This window comes from Pseudomonas sp. 21, assembly GCF_000955805.1.
In the GTDB taxonomy this organism is placed as follows: domain Bacteria; phylum Pseudomonadota; class Gammaproteobacteria; order Pseudomonadales; family Pseudomonadaceae; genus Pseudomonas.
In genome coordinates this window covers 154,062-169,407 of sequence record NZ_JYOA01000007.1, presented here as the reverse complement: position 1 = coordinate 169,407, position 15,346 = coordinate 154,062, and the positions used below count along the sequence as shown (strand labels likewise).

Genomic DNA, 15,346 nt, shown 5'->3' with positions numbered 1-15,346 from the left:
ACCGCGGAGAGCTCCTCGGCGGCGCTGGCGATCTGGGTCACGCCGTCGTGGATGCGGCCGATCAGCTCGCGCAGGGACAGGTTCATGCGCTGCATGCTCTTCTGCAGCTGGCCCAGTTCGTCGTGGCGGGTGGTGGGGATGTCACGGCTGAGGTCGCCGTCGGCGATGCGCTCGGCGTGGCCCAGCACGTCGCGCAGCGGATTGACGATCTGCACGGTGATGATCCAGGCGGCGATGCTGCCCAGCACCAGGGCGATCAGCGCGGCCAGGCCCAGCAGGGTCTTGGCATGGGTCACGCCGGCATCGCGCTTGGCGGTCTGGGTGGCGGTCAGTTCGTTGCTGAGCTTCTCGATCTGCTGGCCGGCGTCGCGCATGCGGTCGCGGGCAGCCTGGCTGTCGTTGACCTCGTTGCGGTAGTTGCTCAGCGCGTTGCGGTAGGTCTCCAGCGCGTCGAGGGTGGCGCGGAACTCGCCGTTCAGCTCGGCCGGCGAGGTGCTCATGTCACTCTTCACGCCGTCGATCAGCTTCTGCAGGCCGGCGAAGGCGGGCTGCTCGAGGTTCTGCGCGTCGGTGCTGGTGTAGGCCATGACCTGGAGGCGCGCCTGCATGACGCCACGGCCGAGGCCGGCGAGGTCCTGCAGGTGTTGCAGGCTTTCCACGCTGGCGCTGTTGACCAGCTTCTGCTCGGCCTTCTGCAGGCCTTCGCTGACCGCGCCGGCGGCCTGGATCAGCACCTGCTTGGCGGCGTCGCGCTCTTCGAAGGACTTCAGCAACTGGGCGTAAAGCTTGCGGTATTCCACGCTCAGGTCGTGCTGCTGGTCGATGACGCGACGGTCCTCGGCCTCGGTGAACTTCTCGTTCAGCGTGCGGTGGCGCTGGTCCAGTTTGTCCAGCGTATCGAGCACCGCCTTGGCGTCTTCCGGCGCGCGAGTGGACTGGAATTTCAGGCGGGCGATGCGCAGGTCCTTGGCGATCGAGATCAGCTCGGAGATCTCGCCGAGCTTGTCGCCCCGTTCGATCACGTTGCCCAGGTTGATCCAGCCGGTGAGGGCGATCAGCAGGGTGAGCAGCAGCACCAGGCCGAAGCCCGAGGCGAGTTTGAGTTTGACAGTCAGGTTGTTGAACCAGCGAAACATGAAGGCGGCGCTCCAGCGATGAACAGGGCCGGTACGCATGGCTGAGCAGGAAATGCGCAGAGTGGGGACGACCGGTACCGCTGATATCGGCTTCGCTGCGTGGAACTGAAGGGTTTTGCGGTAATTTTCTGACTGGTGGTTCACGCTGGAGGCCGCGTGGTTACTGGCCTCTAGCCATTTCCAGTTAGTACAGGCGTGCCAGGAGCGCGGTCACGGCAGTCTCGACGCGCAGGATGCGTTCGCCCAGTTGCACGGGGTTCAGACCGGCTTCGCGCAGCTTGTCGACCTCGTAGGGAATCCAGCCGCCTTCCGGGCCGATGGCCAGGGTCACCGGCTCGCTCAACGCCCGCGGGCACTCGGGCCAGGGGCCGGGATGACCGATCAGGCCGAGGCTGCCGGCGGCCAGCGCGGGCAGGCGGTCCTCGACGAAGGGCTTGAAGCGCTTCTCGATGATGACCTCGGGCAGGACGGTATCGCGGGCCTGCTCGAGGCCCAGGACCAGTTGCTCGCGCACGGCGTCGGGATCGAGGAAGGGCGTCTGCCAGAAGCTCTTTTCCACCCGGTAGCTGTTGAGCAGCACCAGGCGCGGCACGCCCATGGCGGCGACGGTCTGCAGCACGCGGCGGAGCATCTTCGGACGGGGCAGGGCGAGCAGCAGGGTGAGCGGCAGCTTGGCCGGCGGGGCCTGGTCGAAGCTGACCTGCAACTCGGCCTCGTTGGCCTCCAGGCGCAGCAGGCGGCCTTCGCCCATCAGGCCGCCGAGACGGCCGACGCGCATTCGGTCACCACTTTCGGCGCGGTGGACTTCCTGCATGTGGGTCAGGCGGCGGTCGCGCAGGATCACGCGATCCGCCGTCACGAAGTCGGCGTCGTCGAGCAGCAGCAGGTTCACGAGCGGGTGGCCGGAGGCTGGTCGCCCTTGGACTCTTCTTCCTCTTCCGGGCCGCGCTTGCGGATCAGGTGGCTGAACAGCACGCCGGCCTCGAACAGCAACCACATCGGCACCGCCAGCAGGGTCTGCGACAGCGGGTCCGGCGGGGTGAGGATCATGCCGACCACGAAGCAGCCGATGATCACGTAGGGGCGGATCTTCTTCAGGTAGGCCACGTTGACCACCCCGATCCACACCAGCAGCACCGTGGCCACGGGAATCTCGAAGGCCACGCCGAAGGCGAACAGCAGGGTGAGGAAGTCCAGGTAGCTGTTGATGTCGGTCATCGGTGTCACGCCTTCCGGGGCCGAGCCGAGGAAGAAGTGGAACATCAACGGGAACACCAGGAAGTAGGCGAAGGCCATGCCGGCGTAGAACAGCACGATGCTGGAGGCCAGCAGCGGCAGGGCGACGCGCTTCTCGTGCTTGTACAGGCCTGGTGCGATGAAGCCCCAGACCTGGGCCAGGATCACCGGCATGGCGAACAGCACGGCGACGATCATGGTCAGCTTCAGCGGCGCGAGGAAGGCCGACGCCGGGTCGATGGCGATCATGGTCGCGCCTTCGGGCAGGAAGCGGCGCAGCGGCTCGGAAGCCAGCGCGTAGATCTTCTGCGAGAAGTACAGCAGGCCGATGAAGATCACGAAGATCGCGACCACGCAGCGCAGCAGGCGCGTGCGCAGTTCGGTCAGGTGCGAGACCAGGGGCATTTCCTGGTCGTGTTCGGGCTGGTCGGGTTTTTCGGCGCTCATGGGGTACGCGGCGTCTCGGACGAGGCGGGCGGCTGGCTCGCGGCGGTCGGTTGGGCCGGCTGGCCGGCTTCCGGCGCCTGCGGTGCAGCGGCAGGAACCTCCGGGGTGGCGGGCGCGAGGCCCGCGCCCGGCAGGCTGTTCAGGCGGCTATTGGGCGCGATGCTCGGCGCCGCGGGCGGCTCGGCAGGCGCGCCCTGGCCGTCAGGCTGGGCCGGCTGTTGCTGCGGATTGAAGGTTTCCCGGGCCTGCTCCTGCAGGTCGGTCAGTGGCGCCATCAGCTTCTTGGCCTCCTGTTCCATCTGCAGGATGTGCTCGTTGTGCAGCTGGCGGCGGATTTCATCCGCGCCCAGCTCGCGCTCCACTTCCGTCTTGATGGCATTGAAGCTGCGCTTGAGCCGGCCGATCCACAGGCCGGCCGTGCGCGCGGCGCCCGGCAGGCGGTCGGGGCCGAGCACCAGCAGGGCGACGAGTCCCACCAGCAGCAGTTCGCTGAAGCTGATACCGAACATGAATCAGTCCTTGCGCGCCGGCTCTTCGACCTTCTGCGCCTGGGCGTCGATGGTGTGCGGCTGGTTCAGCGGCGGGTTGCCGGCAGCGGCGCTCGGGTCCTTCTTCTCGTCTTCTTCGGTGTTCATCGCCTTCTTGAAGCCCTTGATGGCTTCGCCGACGTCCGAACCGAGGTTCTTCAGGCGCTTGGTGCCGAAGACCAGGACCACGACGATCAGGATGACGACCCAGTGTTTCCAGTCAAAGATGCCCATCTTGTTTTCCTCGCAATGTTGTCGGGTTCAGGCAGACGGCTGGCGCGCGGCTTTTTCGTCGTGCCCGGAAAGGCCGAAGCGGCGGTCCAGCTCGTCCAGCACCGCCTGCGGGTGCTGGCCGAGGGCGGCGAGCATCACCAGGGAGTGGAACCAGAGGTCGGCCGTTTCGTAGATCAGGTCCGTGCAGTCACCGCTGGCGGCGGCGTCCTTGGCGGCGAGAATGGTTTCCACCGACTCTTCGCCAACCTTTTCCAGGATCTTGTTCAGGCCCTTGTGATACAGGCTGGCCACGTAGGAGCTGTCCGGTGCGGCATTCTTGCGCGCTTCGAGGACTTCCGCCAGACGGGCGAGGGTATCAGTGCTCATGGGGTTTTCCTGTACCTACGTGGGAGTAGATGGCATCCGGGTCCTTCAGGACCGGGTCGACGGTCTGCCAGGCGCCGTTCTCGAACACCCGGTAGAAGCAGCTCTCGCGGCCGGTATGGCAGGCGATGCCGCCCAGCTGTTCGACCATCAGGATCACCACGTCGGCGTCGCAGTCCAGGCGCAGTTCGTGCAGCTTCTGCACGTGCCCGGAATCCTCGCCCTTGCGCCAGAGCTTGCCACGCGAGCGCGACCAGTAGATGGCGCGGTTCTCGGCGGCGGTGAGGGTGAGGGCCTCGCGGTTCATCCAGGCCATCATCAGCACGCGGCCGGTGCGATGGTCCTGGGCGATCGCCGGCACCAGTCCATCGGCATTCCACTTGATTTCGTCCAGCCAGTCTTTCATCTCGGGTTCCGTACAGCGGGCACGTGTGGTGCCCAGAGCCACTTTGTAAGCCACTTCGTATAGCGGTTAAGTGTGCCAGCCACCGGGGCGACTGGCTATCGGCGCAGAATCAGATACAGACCACCGGCCAGCATCGCCCACGCCGGCCAGGCCGCGAGGCTGTGGGTGGCGAGGCCGGTTTCGGCGGCGCCGGCGACCAGCACCGCGCCAATCAGCCGCGCCGGCCAGGCGCTGGCCATGCCGGGCTGTGCGCCGGTCAGGCGTGTTTCGGGCTGCGGCTCGCGGGACAGGCGCTCGAGCGTGTCGCGAGTCATCTGCGCCAGGTGCGGCAGCTGTTCGATGTGCTGCTGGGCGTTGCGCAGCAGGGTGCCGGGGCTGACGCGATCTCGCATCCAGCGCTCCAGGAAGGGCTGCGCGGTGGTCCACAGGTCCAGCTCCGGGTAGAGCTGGCGGCCCAGGCCTTCGATGTTCAGCAGGGTCTTCTGCAGCAGTACCAGCTGCGGCTGCACTTCCATGTTGAAGCGTCGCGCGGTCTGGAACAGGCGCAGCAGCACCTGGCCGAAGGAGATGTCCTTGAGCGGCTTCTCGAAGATCGGCTCGCACACGGTGCGGATCGCCGCCTCGAAATCATTGACCTTGGTTTCTGCCGGCACCCAGCCCGAGTCGATGTGCAGTTGGGCGACCTTGCGGTAGTCGCGCTTGAAGAAGGCGATCAGGTTGCGCGCCAGGTAGTCCTGGTCCTCGTCGGTGAGGCTGCCGACGATGCCGCAGTCCACCGCGATGTACTGCGGGCTCCACGGCGTGCGGGTGCTGACGAAGATGTTGCCGGGGTGCATGTCGGCGTGGAAGAAGCTGTCGCGGAACACCTGGGTGAAGAAGATCTCCACGCCGCGCTCGGCCAGCGCCTTGAAGTCGGTGCGCTGGTCGCGCAGGGTGTCCAGGTCGGTCACCGGGATGCCGTAGATGCGCTCCATCACCAGCACTTTCGGGCGGCACCAGTCCCAGTAGACCTGGGGCACATAGAGCAACGGCGAGCCTTCGAAGTTGCGTCGCAGCTGCGAGGAGTTGGCCGCTTCACGGAGCAGGTCCAGCTCGTCGTAGATGGTCTTCTCGTAGTCGCTGACCACTTCGGCCGGGTGCAGGCGGCGGGCGTCGGCCGAGATGCGCTCGGCGGTGCGGGCGAGGATGTGCAGCCAGGCGATGTCGGAGCGGATCACCGGCTCCAGGTTCGGGCGGATGACCTTTACCACCACTTCCTCGCCGCTCTTGAGCTGCGCGGTGTGTACTTGCGCCACCGAGGCGGAGGCCAGTGGTTCGCGTTCGAAGCGCGAGAACACCTGCTCGATCTTCGCGCCGAGCTGCTGCTCGATGAGCGCCACGGCCTGCTCCGGCGGGAAGGGCGGCACCTTGTCCTGCAGGAAGGCCAGCTCCAGGGCGATGTCGTCGGGCAACAGGTCGCGACGGGTGGAGAGTATCTGGCCGAACTTGATGAAGATCGGCCCGAGGTCTTCCAATGCCAGGCGGATGCGCGCGCCACGGCTGAGGTCCAGTGGTTTGCGCGGCAGCCAGCGCCAGGGCAGCAGCCCGCCGAGCAGGCGCAGCCACCAGGGCAGGAAGGGCAGTTCGAGGACCATGTCGTCCAGGCGGTAGCGGATGGCTACGCGCTGGATGCGCAGCAGGCGGCGGAAGGCGAGCAGCTTCATGCGTCAGGCTTGATCTTCTGGGTCAGGCGGGTGATCCGCGCGTCGAGGCGGTCGAGGGACATCTTCAACTGGTCCAGCTCGGCGAAGCGCGCTTCGGCTTCGTGCTGGCCGACCAGGCTGCGGCTTTCCTCGGCGAGGTAGTCGGCGAGGCTCAGGCGCAGGCTTTCCAGGCTGTCGCCGGCCCAGGCCATGCCGCCGCGCAGGCGCGCGCCGAGCAGGTGTGCGGGCACCGGGCCGAGCCAGCGGGAGACTTCGTACTCCCAGTCCAGCTCCAGGCTCTGGAGGATGTCGGCCAGCTCCAGCAGCATCGCGCTGTCGCCGCCCATGGTCACTTCAGGGCTGTGCAGGACGCGGGTCTTGTCCTTGGCCAGCGCCAGTTGCAGCAGGCTGCCGGCCGGCGCGACGAGGGTGCAGTCGGCTGGCGCTTCGTGGTGCGCGGCCAGGTGCAGGCCGTCGGCGTCGGGCAGGATGAACAGCCGCAGCGCGGGCGCCTGGCAGTCCACTTCCAGCACCTTGCCGGCGAGCCGGCCGAGACGCCGCAGGGCCACGCCGTCGAGCCGCAGCACGCGGTTGACGGTGGCTTCGGCGCTGGCCAGGGCGGCCTGCAGGAGCAGGGTCATCAGGGCTTGATGCCGCGGTGCAGGGCGACCACGCCGCCGGTCATGTTGTGGTAGGTGACGCGGTCGAAGCCGGCCTCCACCATCATCGACTTCAGCGTTTCCTGGTCGGGGTGCATGCGGATCGATTCGGCGAGGTAGCGGTAGCTCTCGGAATCGTTGGTCACCAGCTTGCCCATCAGCGGCAGCAGGGTGAAGGAGTAGGCGTCGTAGGCCTTGGACAGCAGGCTGCTGGTGGGCTTGGAGAATTCCAGCACGAGCAGGCGGCCGCCGGGCTTGAGCACCCGCAGCATGGAGCGGATGGCTTCGTCCTTGTGGGTGACGTTGCGCAGGCCGAAGGCGATGGTCACCGCGTCGAAGTAGTTGTCGGGGAACGGCAGCTTCTCGGCGTCGGCCTGGACGAAGTTGACGTTGCCGGCGACGCCGCTGTCGAGCAGCTTGTCGCGGCCGACCTTGAGCATCGAGGCGTTGATGTCGGCCAGCACCACTTCGCCGGTCGGGCCGACCAGGCGGGAGAACTGGCGGGTCAGGTCGCCGGTGCCGCCGGCGATGTCCAGCACCCGGTTGCCGGCGCGCACGCCGGACAGCTCGATGGTGAAGCGCTTCCACAGACGGTGGATGCCGCCGGACATCAGGTCGTTCATCAGGTCGTACTTGGCGGCGACCGAGTGGAATACCTCGGCAACCTTCTCGGCCTTCTCGCTCTCGCGCACGGTCTTGTAGCCGAAGTGCGTGGTGGGATCGGCGCCGTCCTGGCCGGCTTGGGGCTTGCGCGGTTCGCTCATGGCATTTCTACCCTGGAAGTCAGTGGCGGGCATTCTAACAGGAAGCACGGAAAACGCCGCCCCGGTGACCGTGGCCGCGGGGTGCGGCGATACGGCGCGGCGCGTATGATCGGCAGGGTCAGTCAATCGCGGAGTTCCAGCATGTCCCGTATCCACGTCGAACGTTCCCACTCCCTCGGCCTCGAGGCCGCCCGCGCCAAGGCGGAGAAGCTCGCCGACAAGCTCGGCCGCGAGCACGGCGTGAGCAGCGAGTGGCAGGGCGATACCCTGCTGTTCAAGCGCAGCGGCGTGGACGGGCGCATCGAAGTGGGCGCGGACAAGGTCGCGGTGGACGTGAAGCTGGGCCTGATGCTCTCGGCCATGGGCGGCCTGCTCAAGGGCGAGATCGAGCGCGCGCTGGACAAGGCGCTGGCCTGATACCTTCCGGCCCCGCTCCCTGCGGGGCCAAGCCGCTTTCGGGCGGCGCCGGCTTTCCTACAAAGCCTGGTATGTGTTTTCTAATTTTCCCCGATACCTTGGCCCACAGTCCCGCCTTTCGCGGGCAGCTATTCGAATCCATCGAATCAGAACCCTGTGAGGTGCCACCATGGCCAAGGCTGTCAGCAAGAAGAAAGTCGTAGAGCTCGAATCCTCCCTCTATTCCGATGCCAAGCACTACGCGCGGCAGATCTGGCTCGCGGGCCTGGGTACCTACGCTCGCGTGGGCCAGGAAGGCAGCGAATACTTCAAGGAACTGGTCAAGTCCGGTGAGTCCGTCGAGAAGAAGGGCCGTGACCTGGTGAGCACCCAGATCGACGCCGCCAATGACAGCGTCAAGGGTCGTCTGCACAGCGTCAAAGCCAAGCTCAACTTCGACAAGATCGAGGAAGCTTTCGATGCGCGTGTGTCCTCTGCCCTCAACAGAATCGGAATTCCCTCCAGGCGTGATGTGGAGGCGCTCTCTGCTAAGCTGGATGAGCTGAGCGCAGTGCTCGAGCGAGTCGCGAAAAACCAATAAGGAGAGCGGGATGGCTGGCAAAAAAACTACCGATAAAAAAGAGTCCAGTTGGATCGGCGAGATCGAGAAATACTCGCGGCAGATCTGGCTGGCTGGCTTGGGGGCCTACTCGAAGGTCAGCAAGGACGGCAGCAAGGTGTTCGAGACCCTGGTCAAGGACGGCGAGAAGGCTGAGAAACTGGCCAAGACCGAAGTCGAGGGTGCGGTGAAGACTTCCACCCGTTCCGCGAAGGCGCGCGTCGATGCCGTCAAGGGCGCCGCGATCGGCAAGTGGGGCGAGCTGGAAGAGGCCTTCGACAAGCGCCTGAACAGTGCGATTTCGCGCCTGGGCGTACCGAGCAGCCGTGAAGTGAAGGACCTGCACAGCAAGGTCGACAGCCTCACCAAGCAGATCGAGAAACTCACCGGCGTCAGCGTCGCCAAGCCGGCCGCCAAGGCCGCCGCCAAACCCGCAGCGAAAGCCGCCGCCAAACCGGCCGCGAAACCCGCTGTGAAGACCGCGGCTTCCAAGCCGGCTGCCAAAGCTGCTGCGAAGCCTGCAGCGAAGCCGGCCGCCAAGCCCGCTGCCAAAGCCGCTGCCAAACCGGCTGCCAAACCGGCTGCCAAGGCTGCTGCGAAACCCGCTGCCAAGGCTGTGGCGAAACCGGCTGCCAAGGCTGCGGCCAAGCCTGCCGCGAAACCGGCTGCCAAGCCCGCTGCTGCGAAAGCCGCTGCGAAGCCTGCCGCCAAACCCGCTGCAAAACCGGCTGCTGCTGCCAAGCCTGCTGCTGCGAAGCCTGCAGCCAAGCCGGCCGCGGCGAAGAAGCCTGCTGCCGTGAAGAAGCCCGCTGCGCCCAAGGCCGCCGCCAAGCCGGCAGCTCCGAAACCGGCAACCGCTCCGGCCGCCACTGCTGCACCGTCGGCTCCCGCCGCCGCGCCGGCCGTGACGCCGTCCGCCGCTGCTCCGGCAACGCCGCCGCCGTCCCAGGCCTGATCGGTCTGCTGCAACGCCCACGCCCGGCCTCGCGCCGGGCGTTTTCATTCCCCCAAGGGAAAAGCTCGCAGGGAAAGGTCAGGGGGCGAGGTAGCGTTTGGCGAGTCGCTCGGCGATCAGCTGCGATTCCGGGCGCAGGTGCGGCGCCACCAGCATCATCACCTGGAACACCACCTGGCGGACGTCGCCCCCGTGGCCGAGGATGCGCTGGTAGTCGAGGGAGAACAGCAGCGTGAGGGTGATCTGCTCCACCAGTTGGCCGAGGGCTTCGGTGTCGCTGGCGAGCTCGTCCTGCGCCTTGAGCTGCGCCAGCAGGGTGGCCAGGGTGCGCTTGAGCTGGTTGAGCCAGGCCCGCACGCCACGGGCCAGCTTGGGCAGCTTGCCGGAAAGGTTGGAGAGGTCCTGGAAGAGAAAGCGGTAGTGCGCCAGGCGTTCGACGATCAGGTGCAGGAACAGCCAGTAGTCCTCGGCGCCCAGTCGCACGTCTTCCGGCGGGTCGAGCAGTGGCGCCAGTTCGTCCTGGAAGCGCTCGAACAGCGCCAGCACCAGCGGCTCCTTGCCGTGGAAGTGGTAATAGAGATTGCCGGGGCTGATGCCCAGCTCGGTGGCGATCTCCAGGGTGGACACGTTGGGCTCGCCCTGCTCGTTGAACAGCTGCAGGGCGCATTCGAGAATCCGGTCGCGCGTTTTCATCCGTGTTCAGGTTCCAGCCGCAGTGAGGGCCGACGATAGCTTCGATGAGCGGCGGCCCGCAATTGCCGGCACACCAACTTTCGGGGTGTTGACTGACCTGTAGGAGCGAGCTTGCTCGCGAACCTCGTCGGATGCACGCGGCATCAAGCAATTCGCGAGCAAGCTCGCTCCTACGAAAATCAGCACGGTGCCAGTGGTGCGGACGGGGCGGGCAACCTGTATCGGGTTGCCGCGATCAGCGCACGTGCACGTACGTCCCCGGCGCGGCCTCCCTGGGCGGGTGCTCGGCGTTGCCCAGTTCGAAGTTCACCGGGCGGCGTTCGCCGGAGCGTTCCTGGATCCACTCCAGCCACAAGGGCCACCAGCTGCCTTCCTGGCGCTTGGTGTCGTAGTACCAGGCGCGTGGGTCTGAGCTGATCTTGCCGTTCTCGAAGTAGCAGGCCTTGGGGTTGCCCGGCGGGTTGAGGATGCTCTGGATGTGCCCGCTGTTGGACAGCACGAAGCGGCTGTCGCCGCCCAGCAGTTGCGCGGAGCGGTACACCGCGTCCCATGGAGTGATGTGGTCGGTGATGCCGGCGACGTGGAAGTTGTCCACCGCCACTTTCTTCAGGTCGATGGCGCTGCCGTTGACCTCCATGGCGCCGGGGCGGGCCAGCGGGTTGTGCTTGAAGAAGTCGAGGAAGTCGCCGTGCAGTGCGGCGGGCAGGCGGGTGTTGTCGTTGTTCCAGTAGAGGATGTCGAAGGCCGGCGGCTGCTTGCCCAGCAGGTAGTTGTTGACCCAGTAGTTCCAGATCAGGTCGTTGGGGCGCATCCAGGCGAACACCTTGGCCATGTCGCGGCCGTCGAGAACGCCGTGCTGGTAGGAGCGACGCTTGCTGCTCTCCAGGGTCTGCTCGTCGGCGAACAGCGCAGCGGGCGTTTCCACCTGGCTGTCCAGCAGGCTGACCAGGTAGGTCGCGCTGGCGATCTTGCGCAGTTGCCGGCGCGCCTGCAGGTGGCCCTGCAGGGCCGCGATGGTCAGGCCGCCGGAGCAGGCGCCCATCAGGTTCACGCTGCGGCTACCGCTGATGGAACGGCACGCCTCGATGGCTTCATCCAGTGCCGTGACGTAGGTCGACAGCCCCCATTCGCGATGACGCGCATCGGGGTTGCGCCAGCTGACCATGAATACCTGCAGGTTATTCTTCAGGGCGTACTGGACGAAGCTCTTCTCCGGCGACAGGTCGAAGATGTAGAACTTGTTGATCTGCGGCGGCACGATCAGCAGCGGCTTGGCATGCAGATGTTCGCCCATTGGCTTGTACTGGATCAGCTCCAGCACCTCGTTGCGGAACACCACGGCGCCATGCGTGGTGGCCAGGTTCTGGCCGATCTCGAAGGCACTGCGGTTGACCTGGCTGGGCATGCCGCCGTTGTGCATCAGGTCGTCGAGCAGGTGCTGCGCGCCCTTGAGCAGGCTCTGTCCGCCAGTGTTGAACAGCTCTTTCACCGCCAGAGGGTTGAGCAGCGTGTTCGATGGCGAGGCGGCGTCGGAGAGGATCGACAAGAGGAAACGCGCGCGGGCGCGGTCGTCGCTGTTCAGGTCGCTCTCGTCGACCCAGGCCAGCAGTTGCTTCTGCCAGGCCAGGTAGGCTTGCACGGTGCGCCGGTAGAAGGGGTTCAGGCGCCAGGACGGATCCTGGAACCGCGCGTCCTGCGGATTGGGCTGCAGCGGCGAGTCGCCGATCAGCACCTTGCCCACCTGCTTGCCGAAGGCCGCCAGGTGCCGCGCCGAATGCATCGGCTGGCGCACGCCCTGCAGCGCCAGCATGCGCAGGGTGGACAGCATGTCCTTGCCGCGCAGGCCGAGCATCGCACTCTGCGCATTCATGTGTTGGGAAGGAACGGGGACGCTACCAGGCTCAGCTTTCTCTCGCATGAACAGCACTCCATGAAGGGTCCGACCTGCCAATGGCGACGCAAGGGCTGTACCAGAATCGGGAATGGCCCGTTCCAGACGCCTGTCGCCGGTTCGAGGGATGTGCACGGGTATCGACGCGAGAGGAAACTGCCCGAAAACAGGGCAGCGGATCAGCAGCCGGGTTGCCCTGCGGACACCGGTGAAGGTGGCGGCAGCGTTCTCCCAATTCAGGCGCTACGTGTCGATACCCGTGAACACGCCTGTTTGTTGTTCGGCTCCTTAAAAAAAGTGCCTGCGCAGCGATCAGTCAAGGCAGGATGACCTCGAACCATGACGAAGCTGTGATGCTTGGGCTGGACTCAGCTGGCTTTCGGAGCGAAAGGCCGGGGGTGGATGATCGCGCGCTGCCGTTCCTCCTGGAGGAATTTCATGATGATCGGAGCCACGGTTTCCGCGCGGGTCACCAGGAACAGGTGGCCGTCGTCGATCACGTGCAACTCGGAGTTGGGGATGCGCCAGGCGATCATGCGCATGTTGATCAGCGGGATGATCGGATCGTCGTCGCCGGCGAGGATCAGCGTCGGCTGACGGATCTTGTGCAGCCAGTGGATGCTGGTCCAGCCAAGGCCGGCGAACAGCTGCCAGTAGTAGCCCATCTTGCCGGACGAACGCACCTTGCTGGCAAAGGCCATGGCCAGCTTCGGATCGCGGCGGAAGGCGCCGCCGTAGATGTCCGGAGCGATGTGCACGCCGTAGGAGGGCTGGATGTAGCGGCGCGGGCTGGCCATGCGCCAGAGCACCGCCGGCTTGCCCGGCACCATCACTGCACCGGCGGCGGTGGCGGCGAGGATCAGCTTCTTGCAGCGCTCGGGGTAGTCATGGGCGAACTGCTGCGCCAGGGCGCCACCCCAGGACACGCCGATTGCCGTCACCTGGCCGTAGTCCAGGTAGTCGAGCATCCGCGCGGCCAGCTTCGCCAGGCCGGGGAAGCGGTATGGCGTGCTGGGCGTGGACGAGCCGCCGACGCCGGGGACATCGAAGGCGATCACCTCCAGGTCCGGGTCCAGCGCGGCGACGAAGGGGAAGACCAGCTCCAGGTTGGCGCCGATGCCGTTGAAGATCAGCAACGGTGTCATGTGCCGCTTGCCCGGACGCACGGCGGTGCGGATGGTCTGCCCGTCGAGCTCGATGGTGCGGAACTCGAAGGGCTGCGCCGTCGGCGCCTTGCTCGGCAGGATCTCCTCGTCGCTGCGTTTGCTGCGTGCGCGCCGGCTCGTCGGCGCGGCCACTTCCACGGCCGGCGACGATTCTGGGGTGATGGCGTCGTCCACGGCGCCGGCTTGCGGGAGGAGTTCTGTTTTCATCGTTCGTGTACGTAGGTTCCAGGGGCGGCTTCGCCGGCCGGGTGGGCCTTGTTGCCCAGGGCGGTCGGTGCCTTGCGCGTCTTGCCCGAGCGCTCGGCGAGCCAGTTCTGCCAGTGCAGCCACCAGGAATCGGCGTGCTTGCTGGCGTTTTCCTGCCAGGCCTTCGGATCGGCCGAGAGTTCAGGGCCGGTCATGAAGCGGGCCTTGGGATTGCCTGGCGGGTTGAGGATGCTCTGGATGTGGCCGCTGTTGGACAGGATGAATTCACACTTGCCGCCCAGCAGGCGCGCGGAGCGGTAGCAGGCTTCCCACGGCGTGATGTGGTCGGACAGGCCGGCCACGCAGTAGAAGTCGCAGGTGATCTGCTTGAGGTCGATGGCCGTGCCGGAGACCTCCAGGGCGCCTGCGCGGGTCAGCGGGTTGGTCTTGAACATCTCCACCAGCTCGCCGTGCAGCGCGGCCGGCAGGCGCGTGGTGTCGTTGTTCCAGAACAGGATGTCGAAGGCCGGCGGCTCGTTGCCCAGCAGGTAGTTGTTGACCCAGTAGTTCCAGATCAGGTCGTTGGGGCGCATCCAGGCGAACACCTTGGCCATGTCCTTGCCTTCGAGCACGCCGGACTGGTACGAGCGGCGCTTGGCGGCTTCCAGGGTCTTCTCGTCGGCGAACAGGGCGATCTGGGTGTTCATCTCGAAGTCCAGCACGCTGACCATCTGGGTGAAGGCGTGGACCTTCTTCTCTCCCAGGGCTGCGTAGTGGCCGAGCAGGGTGACATTGGTGATGCCGCCGGAGCAGGCGCCGAGCATGTTCAGGTCCTTGGCGCCAGTGATGGACAGGACCGCGTCGATGGCCTCTTTCAGCGCCTCGATGTAGGTGGTCAGGCCCCACTCGCGCTGCGCCTTGGTCGGGTTGCGCCAGCTGACGATGAAGGTCTGCACCTGGTTGCGCAGGCAGAACCGCGCCAGGCTCTTCTCCGGCGACAGGTCGAAGACGTAGAACTTGTTGATCTGCGGCGGCACCACCAGCAGCGGGCGCTCATGCACGCTCTCGGTGATCGGCTTGTACTGGATCAGCTCCAGCACGTCGTTGCGGAACACCACCGCGCCTTCGGTCAGGGCCAGGTTCTTGCCGACCTCGAAGGCTTCCATGTTGACCTGGCTGGGCATGCCGCCGTTGTTCACCAGGTCCTTGGCCAGATGGGTAAGACCGTCGAGCAGGCTTTTGCCGCCGGTCTCGAAGAAGCGTTTGACCGCTGCCGGGTTGGACAGCGTGTTGGTCGGCGCCATGGCCTCGGTCATCAGGTTGATGACGAACTGCCCGCGGCTGATGTCCTGGCTGGACAGGTCGCTGTCGCCGATCCAGGTGTGCAGCTCCTTGCGCCAGGCCAGGTAGGTCTGCAGGTAGCGGCGGTAGAGCGGGTTCTGGCTCCAGGCCGGGTCGTTGAAGCGGCGGTCGTCGTCCGAGGGCTTGAGGTCGGACTTGCCGAGCAGCACGTTCTTCAGTTCGAGGCCGAAATGGGCCACGTGCTTGGCGCTGTGGAACGGCTGCTTGACCGCTTGCAGCAGCACCATGCGGGCAGAGGTGAGCAGGTCCTTGCCCTGAATGCCGATCACCGGGCTGAGATTCAGGGTGTTTTCCGCGGCTTGCTGGGGTAGATCGCTGTTGTTCTTCTGGGTCATCGGCGACGCTCCATTGTCCTGAGACACATACTGGCGGGGCTCACCTTTCGTGACGTAGGGCCAAGTACTTCTCGGGGTTGCGGAACGTGGAGAGGGCTCCACGCGATTCATCTACTTGGCGGCATCACTGGAAGGTCAGGAAACCACGCTTTGTGCACTGTAGTTCCGTACATTGCACTGCCTTGGTTACCCGAGTTTCCTTCGCCGCGCAAGCTGGTGCAGCGTGGGCCAACTCCTAGGAGTATGTCGGGAAAAGTTAGAAAACGCGCCCTAGAGCGGGGGCATCTCG

The 15,346-nt window shown here is 65.9% G+C and carries 16 protein-coding genes and 1 pseudogene; 3 read left to right on the top strand and 14 right to left on the bottom strand.

What is annotated here, in order from left to right; all coding sequences use genetic code 11:
* Nucleotides 1-143: 143 nt before the first annotated feature.
* From UB43_RS30330 to ubiE, 10 genes and pseudogenes are all read right to left on the bottom strand, one after another.
* Nucleotides 144-1,136: pseudogene (locus UB43_RS30330) on the bottom strand (methyl-accepting chemotaxis protein); the annotation flags it as partial.
* 184 nt (nt 1,137-1,320) lie between these two features.
* Nucleotides 1,321-2,028 carry a 16S rRNA (uracil(1498)-N(3))-methyltransferase gene (locus UB43_RS16245; protein ID WP_045212911.1) on the bottom strand — a complete coding sequence of 236 codons (708 nt, stop codon included), beginning with the start codon at nt 2,026-2,028 and terminating at the stop codon, nt 1,321-1,323.
* Nucleotides 2,025-2,819 (bottom strand): twin-arginine translocase subunit TatC, encoded by a 795-nt coding sequence (gene tatC, locus UB43_RS16240; RefSeq protein WP_045212907.1) that lies wholly within the window; start codon nt 2,817-2,819, stop codon nt 2,025-2,027. Before tatC ends, UB43_RS16245 begins: the two co-directional genes overlap by 4 nt.
* Nucleotides 2,816-3,328 carry a Sec-independent protein translocase protein TatB gene (gene tatB, locus UB43_RS16235; RefSeq protein WP_045212905.1) on the bottom strand — a complete coding sequence of 171 codons (513 nt, stop codon included), beginning with the start codon at nt 3,326-3,328 and terminating at the stop codon, nt 2,816-2,818. Before tatB ends, tatC begins: the two co-directional genes overlap by 4 nt.
* Nucleotides 3,329-3,331: 3 nt before the next feature.
* Nucleotides 3,332-3,580 carry a twin-arginine translocase TatA/TatE family subunit gene (locus tag UB43_RS16230; RefSeq protein ID WP_045212903.1) on the bottom strand — a complete coding sequence of 83 codons (249 nt, stop codon included), beginning with the start codon at nt 3,578-3,580 and terminating at the stop codon, nt 3,332-3,334.
* 27 nt (nt 3,581-3,607) lie between these two features.
* On the bottom strand, nt 3,608-3,946 hold the full coding sequence (locus UB43_RS16225; RefSeq protein WP_045212901.1) for a phosphoribosyl-ATP diphosphatase: 339 nt from the start codon (nt 3,944-3,946) through the stop codon (nt 3,608-3,610).
* Nucleotides 3,936-4,349, bottom strand: a complete 414-nt coding sequence (hisI, locus tag UB43_RS16220) for a phosphoribosyl-AMP cyclohydrolase (RefSeq protein ID WP_045212898.1) — start codon at nt 4,347-4,349, stop codon at nt 3,936-3,938. The genes UB43_RS16225 and hisI overlap by 11 nt, the downstream gene beginning before the upstream one ends.
* Before the next feature lie 95 nt (nt 4,350-4,444).
* Entirely contained in the window at nt 4,445-6,052 is a 1,608-nt protein-coding gene (gene ubiB / locus UB43_RS16215; RefSeq protein WP_045212896.1) for a ubiquinone biosynthesis regulatory protein kinase UbiB, read from the bottom strand.
* The gene (locus tag UB43_RS16210; RefSeq protein ID WP_256205183.1) at nt 6,049-6,675 is read right to left on the bottom strand and encodes an SCP2 domain-containing protein; all 627 of its coding nucleotides are present in this window, start codon (nt 6,673-6,675) and stop codon (nt 6,049-6,051) included. Before UB43_RS16210 ends, ubiB begins: the two co-directional genes overlap by 4 nt.
* Nucleotides 6,672-7,454 (bottom strand): bifunctional demethylmenaquinone methyltransferase/2-methoxy-6-polyprenyl-1,4-benzoquinol methylase UbiE, encoded by a 783-nt coding sequence (ubiE, locus tag UB43_RS16205; RefSeq protein WP_045212891.1) that lies wholly within the window; start codon nt 7,452-7,454, stop codon nt 6,672-6,674. The genes UB43_RS16210 and ubiE overlap by 4 nt, the downstream gene beginning before the upstream one ends.
* A gap of 141 nt (nt 7,455-7,595) precedes the next feature.
* Here ubiE and UB43_RS16200 point away from each other — a divergent pair, with 141 nt between their 5' ends.
* The 3 genes from UB43_RS16200 (at nt 7,596) to UB43_RS16190 (ending at nt 9,424) form a co-directional block, all read left to right on the top strand.
* On the top strand, nt 7,596-7,871 hold the full coding sequence (locus UB43_RS16200) for a polyhydroxyalkanoic acid system family protein (RefSeq protein ID WP_024767449.1): 276 nt from the start codon (nt 7,596-7,598) through the stop codon (nt 7,869-7,871).
* A gap of 169 nt (nt 7,872-8,040) precedes the next feature.
* The gene (locus UB43_RS16195; RefSeq protein WP_045212886.1) at nt 8,041-8,451 is read left to right on the top strand and encodes a phasin family protein; all 411 of its coding nucleotides are present in this window, start codon (nt 8,041-8,043) and stop codon (nt 8,449-8,451) included.
* 10 nt (nt 8,452-8,461) lie between these two features.
* Nucleotides 8,462-9,424 carry a phasin family protein gene (locus UB43_RS16190; RefSeq protein ID WP_045212884.1) on the top strand — a complete coding sequence of 321 codons (963 nt, stop codon included), beginning with the start codon at nt 8,462-8,464 and terminating at the stop codon, nt 9,422-9,424.
* Nucleotides 9,425-9,502: 78 nt separating this feature from the next.
* Here the strand turns inward: UB43_RS16190 and UB43_RS16185 are convergent, their stop codons facing one another.
* From UB43_RS16185 to phaC (UB43_RS16170), 4 genes are all read right to left on the bottom strand, one after another.
* Nucleotides 9,503-10,117 carry a TetR/AcrR family transcriptional regulator gene (locus tag UB43_RS16185; protein ID WP_045212883.1) on the bottom strand — a complete coding sequence of 205 codons (615 nt, stop codon included), beginning with the start codon at nt 10,115-10,117 and terminating at the stop codon, nt 9,503-9,505.
* Between the two features lie 235 nt (nt 10,118-10,352).
* Nucleotides 10,353-12,035 carry a class II poly(R)-hydroxyalkanoic acid synthase gene (gene phaC / locus UB43_RS16180; RefSeq protein ID WP_045212881.1) on the bottom strand — a complete coding sequence of 561 codons (1,683 nt, stop codon included), beginning with the start codon at nt 12,033-12,035 and terminating at the stop codon, nt 10,353-10,355.
* 341 nt (nt 12,036-12,376) lie between these two features.
* Complete coding sequence (gene phaZ, locus UB43_RS16175) at nt 12,377-13,381, bottom strand: poly(3-hydroxyalkanoate) depolymerase (protein ID WP_256205168.1); 1,005 nt, start codon at nt 13,379-13,381, stop codon at nt 12,377-12,379.
* Nucleotides 13,378-15,057 (bottom strand): class II poly(R)-hydroxyalkanoic acid synthase, encoded by a 1,680-nt coding sequence (phaC, locus tag UB43_RS16170; RefSeq protein WP_045212879.1) that lies wholly within the window; start codon nt 15,055-15,057, stop codon nt 13,378-13,380. Before phaC (UB43_RS16170) ends, phaZ begins: the two co-directional genes overlap by 4 nt.
* Between the last annotated feature and the right edge of the window lie 289 nt (nt 15,058-15,346).